Here is a 7,112-nt window from a genome sequence, read left to right as displayed (position 1 = left end):
CACGCCCCGGCCGCCCGGTCAGCCGCCAGCCGGACGGCTGCACCTCCACCGGCAGCTCGACCAGCAGCGCCGCCGTACGGCCGATCGCGGCCTTCTCCAGCTCCGCCACGTCGATCTTGTGCATGCCCCGCAGGGCGATCGCGACCCGCCGCGCCGCGGCCGCGTCGGGCTGGGTCATGAGCTCGGCGAACCGCTTGGGAATGATCTGCCAGGACAGGCCGTACCTGTCCTTGAGCCAGCCACAATGCGACTCCTCCCCGCCGCCCGCGGTGAGCCGGGCCCACAGGTCGTCCACCTCTTCCTGCGACTCGCAGTCGACGTACAGCGAGATGGCCTCGTTGAAGCGGAACTGCGGCCCGCCGTTGAGCGCGAGGAAACGCTGGCCCGCCAGCTCGAACGTCACCATCATGGCGGTGCCCGCCGGGGCGGGGCCGCCGTCGCCGTGCCGCACGACGTCCACGACGCGGGAGCCGGCGAAGAGCGAGGTGTAGAACTCCGCGGCCTCCTCCGCCTGGTCGTCGAACCACAGGAAAGTGGTGATCTTCTGCATGTCGGCTCCTTCGTGCGACGCGGACAGGCTCCTCACCTGCCCTCTCGCCAACGCGTCGATCAGGGGCCGGCGGAATCGACACGATCCCGGGAAATCATCCGAAGGTTTTCGCCGCTGCCTCGGTAGGCGAACCAGGGCAGGAAGAACTGGGTGATCGGGCCGACCGCGAGCGCGTACAGCACGGTGCCGGCGCCCACGCTGCCCCCGAGCAGCCAGCCCGCCGCGAGCACGGTGATCTCGATCAGGGTGCGGATGAGCCGGATGGAGCGTCCGGTCGCGGCGGACGCGCCGGTCATCAAACCGTCCCGGGGTCCTGGCCCGAACCGCGCGCCGACGTAGACGGCGATGGACAGTCCGTTGAGCAGCACTCCCCCGGCCAGCAGGCCGATCCGGGCCGGAAGCCCGAGGTCCGAGGGGATGAGCCAGAGGCCGAGATCGGACGAGGCCGCCAGGACGACGATGTTGGCGACGGTCCCGAACGTCGGCTTCTGCCTGAGCGGGATCCACAGCAGGAGCACGACGGCACCGACGACGGCGCTGATCGTGCCGAAGCTCAGGGAGGTGTGGCGCTCCAGCCCTTCGTGCAGCACGGCCCAGGGGTTCAGACCCAGCGAGGCCCGCACCATCGCCGCGACGCTGAATCCGTACAGGGCGAGACCGGCGAACAACTGGGGAAGGCGCCTCAGCGGCCGCTCACGGAACGGCACGTAGCCGAGACGGGGCGGGGACGGGCGCGCGCCCCGTCTCGCTGACCGTGGATCCGCCGCGCGCTCCCCACCGCCGCGCCCCGTGGTCTCCTGCACCATGCCATTCGCCTCTTCAATGCCCATGTGCGGAGATTCTGTACAGTGATTGGCTCCAAGAGCATGGCCAATCTCAGGAGAGTGGCATGGCGGACCCGCTGTCGTTCCGGCCCGCGGACATCCGGCCCATGGACAGGGGTGAGCGGGTCGAGCGGATGCTGGGAGGGCGGCAGCTCGCCGCTTTGCTCCCCGAGCCGGCGGGAAGCAGGCCCGCCTACCGCCACCTGGCCCAGGCGATCAGCGCGCTCATCCTGGACGGACGGATCGCGCTGCACGTGCGGCTGCCCGCCGAAAGAGATCTCGCCGGCGCGCTGAGCGTCAGCAGGCCGACCGTCACCGCCGCCTACGACCTGCTGCGCGAGAGCGGCTACGCGCGCAGCCGCCGCGGTTCCGGCACCTGGACGGCCCTGCCCGAGGGCGCCCTGCCCAGCGGCGTCACCCGGGCCCTGGCTCCCCCGGACACCGCGATCGACCTGGCCAGGGCCGCGCCCGGGCTGCCGGAGCAGGCGCTCGGCGACGCTCTTCACCAGATCGCCCCGAGGCTGGCCGAGCACGCGCGCACTCCCGGCTACCACCCCTACGGCCTGCCGGAGCTGCGCGCCGCCGTCGCCGGGCGTTTCACCCGGCGGGGCCTGGCCACCGTGCCCGAGCAGATCCTGGTGACCTCCGGCGCCCAGCACGCGCTCACGCTGATCATCGGACTCCTGTCCGGACCCGGCGACCGGGTCATGGTGGAGAACCCGTCCTATCCGAACGCTCTGGAAGCCCTGCGCCGCGCCCGGCTCCGCCCGGTGTCGGTCCCGGTGACCGACAGCGGCTGGGACATCGAGATCATCGAGTCCACCCTGCGTCAGTCGGTGCCGAAACTGGCCTACCTGATCCCGGACTTCCACAATCCCGTGGGTGTCGTCATGCCCGCCGAGGTGCGCGCCCGCGTCCTGCGTGCCGCCCAGCGCTCCGGAACGTGGCTGATCATCGACGAGACCCTGACCGACCTCGCCCTCGACGTCCCGGTCCCGCCGCCCTTCGCCTCCCACGCCGTCCCCGGCGGGGCCGGCAAGGTCATCACCGTCGGCTCGATGAGCAAGACCACCTGGGGCGGCCTGCGCATCGGCTGGCTGCGCGCGCCCGCGAGCCTCGTCACCGAACTCGCCGGGCAACGCATCGCCACCGACCTGGGCGGCTCGGTGCTGGACCAGCTCCTGGCCCTCGCCCTCCTGGCCCGGACCGAGGAACTGCTGCCGCTGCGCCTGGAGCAGGTGCGCGAGCAGCGTGCGGCGCTGGCCGCCGCCCTGTCCGAGCGCATCCCGCACTGGACGTGGCAGGTGCCGCCCGGCGGGCTGTCCCTGTGGGTCGACCTGGGCGAGCCCGTGGCCTCGGCGTTCGCCGAGCGCGCACTCGAGTACGGCGTGCGCATCGAGGGCGGCGGAGCCTTCGCCACCGACCCGGGCATCTTCGAACAGCGCCTCCGCGTCCCGTACACCGCCCGCCCCGGCACCCTGCGCGAGGCCGTGCACCGCATGGCCGCCGCACTGGCCGACGGCCTGCCGCTCCCGTCCGCCACCCGGCGACCGCACTGGATCGCCTGACAGCGCACCGCAAGCTCCATGCGCGTTGCTGCATGCGCTTTGTTTGATGCGCGTTGCTTGATGCGCGGTCAGCGGCGGCGCAGGGATGGGTCGAGCAGGGCTGGCGGGGTGTCGAACTTCTCGTGTGCGGCGAGGTCGACGCCCGGCGCGACGATCTCGTCGATGGCGTCCAGGAGGTCGGCGGAGAGCACCGTGTCCGCGGCGGCGAGCTGCGCGTGCAGGTGGTCCAGCGTGCGGGGGCCGATGATCGCGCTGGTCACGGCCGGGTGCGCGGTCACGAAACCGAGCGCGAGCTGGATCATCGTCAGACCGGCCTCGTCGGCGACCTTCGCCAGCTTCTCGACCGCGTCGAGCCTGGCGCGGTTGGCCGGAACGGTGAGGTCGAAGCGCTGCGGCATGATCGTCGAGCGGCTGGTGGCGATCTCCCGGCCCTGGCGGATCGCGCCCGACAGCCAGCCCGAGGCCAACGGGCTCCACGCCAGCACACCGAGCCCGTACTCCTGGGTCACGGGCAGGACATGGGCCTCGATCCCGCGCTGCAGGATGGAGTAGCTGGGCTGCTCGGTGACGTAACGGCTCAGGTGGTTGTCGCGGGCGGCCCACTGGGCCTGCACGATCCGGTAGGCCGGGAAGGTCGAGGAGCCGAAGTAGCGGATCTTTCCCGCGCGCTGCAGATCGGTCAGGGCCGAGAGCGTCTCCTCGTCGCTGGTCCTCGGGTCCCACCGGTGGATCTGGTAGAGGTCGACGTGGTCGACGCCGAGGCGGCGAAGGCTGTTGTCCAGCGCGGTGACCAGCCAGCGGCGCGAACTGCCCCGATGGTTGCGCTCGTCGCCCATCGGCATGTTCGCCTTCGTGGCCAGCACGATGTCGTCGCGGCGGCCGGCGATGGCCTTGCCGACCATCTCCTCCGACTCGCCCTGGCCGTACATGTCGGCGGTGTCGATGAGGTTGACGCCTCCCTCCAGGGCGGCGTCGACGATGGCGGTGGCCTCGTCCTGAGTGGTGCGTCCGATGGCGCCGAAGTTCATCGCGCCGAGCACGAGGGAGCTGACCTGCACACCGGTGCGGCCCAAGGTGCGGTACTGCATTGTTTCCTCCACTGCGGATGGCTTGGTCACGGGTCACCTGCTCTGACATCATGAGCAACCGGAACCGTGTTCCGTAAACATACGGAACCGTGTTCCGTTTGACAAGCTCGCAGTGGAGGGAACGGCGCGGTGAACGACAGCCACGGGGGCGCGGGGCGCGCGGCCCCGCACAAGCGGGCCGACGCCCGGCGCAACGAGAGGACGCTGCTCGACGCCGCGGCGGCGGTCTTCGTGGCCTCGGGCGTCGAGGCGCCGGTGCGCGACATAGCGGCCAGGGCCGGAGTCGGGGTGGCCACGATCTACCGCCACTTCCCGACCCGGGCGGATCTCATCATCGCCGTCTACCGGCACCAGGTCGAGGCCTGCGCCGAGGCCGGTCCGGCCCTGCTGGCGAGCGGCGCGACTCCCCACGCGGCGCTGGGGCGATGGATCAACCTGTTCGTCGACTTCCTGGTGACCAAGCACGGGCTCGCCGCCGTGCTGCGGTCCGACGACGCCGGCTTCGGCACGCTGCACGCCTACTTCCTCGACCGGCTCGTGCCGGTGTGCTCCCACCTGCTCGAAGCCGCGGCCGCCGCCGGCGAGATCCGTCCGGACGTGGACGCCTACGAACTCATGCGCGGCGTCGGCAACCTGTGCATCGGCGCGGACAAGGACCCCCGCTACGACGCCCGCCGGCTGGTCGGACTGCTCATCGCGGGGATGCGCGTACCGCAATAGCTCCTCCGGAACGTCGTTCCGGAGGCGGCTCAGGGGGCGTCAGGCACGGATCTTGTCGGCGGCGATCTCTACCGTCGGCGTCATGACGACTGCCGTGCCGGCGCATGGGCGCCTGAGTGGATGGGACAGCGTGTGGGAGGCCGTCGACGCGGGTGACGCGTCCCGGGTGGCCGACGAGGTCCTACGGCTGGACGCGGCCGGGTGCCGCGAGGTGGCCCGCCGGCTGCCGGGGCACCTCGCCCGGGCCAGGCAGGCCGCGCACGAGCGCTTCGACCGCCTGCGGGAGCAGGCCGCCGCGGAGGAGGAGCGGGCCCGGAGGGACTTCGTCGCGGCCAGGGTGGCCGGCGGCCTGTCCGGCCATGAGGCGAACCAGCGGTGGTGGACGACGGGCGCCTACCGCCCTCACCAGCACGCCGTCGACTGGAGGATGCGTGACAACTGGATCGGGCCTCTGCGGGTCGCCGGTGCGGGCACGCTGGGCGGCGCGGCGGCGGTCGCCTCGTGGATCCTCCGGCGCGACTTCTCCGGCGGCTGGGACGGGAGCCTGCCCCTCGAGCCGCTGCTGCGGGTGATAGCCGCGCGGCCGGCGCGCTGGCAGGCCGACCTCGCCGTGCGCCTGGCCGTACGCCTGCGCGGCACCCGGCCGCAACTGGAGGACGGCACCGTCGCCCTCGCCCTGGAACTGTTGCGCCGCACCGGCGTCCGCCCCCCGGACCATGAGCCGCTCGTGGTGGCCTGGGCGTCCACTCCGCCCGAGCTCGAAGGCGACCCGCTGGCGGAGCATCTGGTCCCGCGGCTCCTCGAGGCCGACGGCGTGGGCCGGGTGCTGCGCGACGACCGGCTCGACCGGGATTAGGAAGGGCGGGGCCGGCAGTCGTGGCTGAGGGCGCTGCGCGACGCGGCCGACTCCGGGCGGATCGGGGGGATCGGCCGGGAGGCGCTGGTGGACGGCTGCGTGCGCCGGTTCCTGCGCGGCGGCAGCGCCACGGACCTGCGCTTCTTCGTCCGCCTGCACGACCTGCTCACCGCTCCGCACAGCCCGGAACGGGCCCCTTCATCCAGCCGGGAGCGCACCCGTCCGCACAGCCCGGAAGGCACTTCTTCGCGCGGCCCGGAGCGCACCCGCGACTACCTGCGGCTGCTGCCCGCCGCGCCGGGGCCGGTCGCCGAGCTGGCCCTCCGGCAGTTGCGCGATCCCGGCGCCTCCGGGGCCGCGCTGAGCGGCGAGGAGGTCAGCGAGGCGGTGGCGGCGCTGCTGTTCCGCCCCGAGGGCAAGCTCGTGCGCGCGGGTCTCACGCTGCTCGGCCAGGCCGCCCGCGCGGCCGGTGACGATCTCGACCGGCTGGCGCCCGCGCTCGCCTCGGCGTTCCTGTGCGAGTCCTACGAGGTCCAGGAGCGTTCGGTCCGTCTGGCCGTCAAGTACGCGGGACGGTTCACGCCGGCCGGCGCCGAGGCGGTGCGGGAGGCGGCCGGCGTCCTGCCCCCGGACCTGGCGGCCCTCCTGGCCCCGGCCTACCGCGCGGCCGACACCCAGGCGGCCGACACCGAGGCGGCGCGGGCCGGCGACCTCGTGACCGACGACTTCGAGGCCGTCGAGCTGCCGGCCTTCGAGGCGCCACGCCACCGGCCGTTCCCCGGGGCGATCGAGAACCTCGCCGGCACCTTCGACCGGCTGCACCACGAGTACTCCTTCGAACGCTGGCTCGACGGCTTCGTCCGCGCCCCGGAGACCCGCCGGCCCCCGCTCCGCCCCACGGACCTGTACGCCGGCAGCGAGTGGCCGCACCTCAGCCAGTGGACCGAGGCGCTGCTGCGGGAGGCCGCGCATCCCGGCCAGGAGCCGTCCGTCCCCGGTCGGGAGGAACCGGCGCGGAAGCGCCCCGGTCCTCTGATGCCGGGCGTGAGCGACGACCTCGCGGCGAGCCTGGCCGGGCTGGGCCTGACCCTCCGGAAGAGCACGCGGCTCGACAGGCCGGCGGAAGGGGAGCGTGTCTTCCTGGCCGCGGTGACGAAGCGTCAGCCGAGCCGCCGCGAGGCCGGGCCGCACGAGCGGCTGCCCGGCCGGTCGCGGGTCTCGCCGCCGCACTGGGCCGTGCTCCTGCGCTGCGCCGAGGTCCACAACGCGCTGAAGGAGGGCGCCCTGCCGCCGTACCTGCTGGCCACCCCGACCAGCACCTCCGGCCACATCGACCCCGCCGTGCTGGCCGACCGGATCGAGGGCTACGCGCGAGCGGGCGCGCGGCCGCTGCCCGCCGACCTCGCGCAGGCCCTGCTGCGCCTGCCGCGCGAGGTGGATCCCGAGGTGTCGGCGCGCGAGATCGGAAGAGCGGCGTGTATGGAAAGAGTGGTTGTCTCGACGAGT

The 7,112-nt window shown here is 73.2% G+C and carries 7 protein-coding genes; 4 read left to right on the top strand and 3 right to left on the bottom strand.

Translation table 11 applies throughout. The features are described 5' to 3' along the window. Both AB0H81_RS42935 and AB0H81_RS42930 read right to left on the bottom strand, forming a co-directional pair. Positions 1–550: VOC family protein (locus AB0H81_RS42935; RefSeq protein ID WP_358387698.1), on the bottom strand; the 550-nt coding region annotated here is incomplete at its 3' end. Between the two features lie 59 nt (positions 551–609). After that, positions 610–1,380 (bottom strand): hypothetical protein, encoded by a 771-nt coding sequence (locus AB0H81_RS42930; RefSeq protein WP_358387696.1) that lies wholly within the window; start codon positions 1,378–1,380, stop codon positions 610–612. A 59-nt stretch (positions 1,381–1,439) separates the two neighbouring features. Here AB0H81_RS42930 and AB0H81_RS42925 point away from each other — a divergent pair, with 59 nt between their 5' ends. Beyond that, positions 1,440–2,942 (top strand): PLP-dependent aminotransferase family protein, encoded by a 1,503-nt coding sequence (locus tag AB0H81_RS42925; RefSeq protein ID WP_358387693.1) that lies wholly within the window; start codon positions 1,440–1,442, stop codon positions 2,940–2,942. 68 nt (positions 2,943–3,010) lie between these two features. On the opposite strand, the gene AB0H81_RS42920 is transcribed toward AB0H81_RS42925, so the two are convergent. Continuing rightward, positions 3,011–4,030, bottom strand: a complete 1,020-nt coding sequence (locus tag AB0H81_RS42920) for an aldo/keto reductase (protein WP_358387691.1) — start codon at positions 4,028–4,030, stop codon at positions 3,011–3,013. Positions 4,031–4,159: 129 nt separating this feature from the next. Between AB0H81_RS42920 and AB0H81_RS42915 the strand changes: the two genes are divergently transcribed. The 3 genes from AB0H81_RS42915 to AB0H81_RS42905 form a co-directional block, all read left to right on the top strand. Then, entirely contained in the window at positions 4,160–4,750 is a 591-nt protein-coding gene (locus AB0H81_RS42915) for a helix-turn-helix domain-containing protein (RefSeq protein WP_358387689.1), read from the top strand. 82 nt (positions 4,751–4,832) lie between these two features. After that, complete coding sequence (locus AB0H81_RS42910; RefSeq protein ID WP_358387686.1) at positions 4,833–5,606, top strand: hypothetical protein; 774 nt, start codon at positions 4,833–4,835, stop codon at positions 5,604–5,606. Between the two features lie 87 nt (positions 5,607–5,693). Next, a partial coding sequence (locus AB0H81_RS42905) for a DUF6493 family protein (RefSeq protein ID WP_358387683.1) occupies positions 5,694–7,112 on the top strand: 1,419 nt, incomplete at its 3' end.

Source organism: Nonomuraea sp. NPDC050691 (genome assembly GCF_040654455.1).
Taxonomy (GTDB): Bacteria; Actinomycetota; Actinomycetes; order Streptosporangiales; family Streptosporangiaceae; genus Nonomuraea.
Note: the sequence above shows the minus strand (reverse complement) of the source record. Positions and strands in the feature narration are given on the sequence as shown.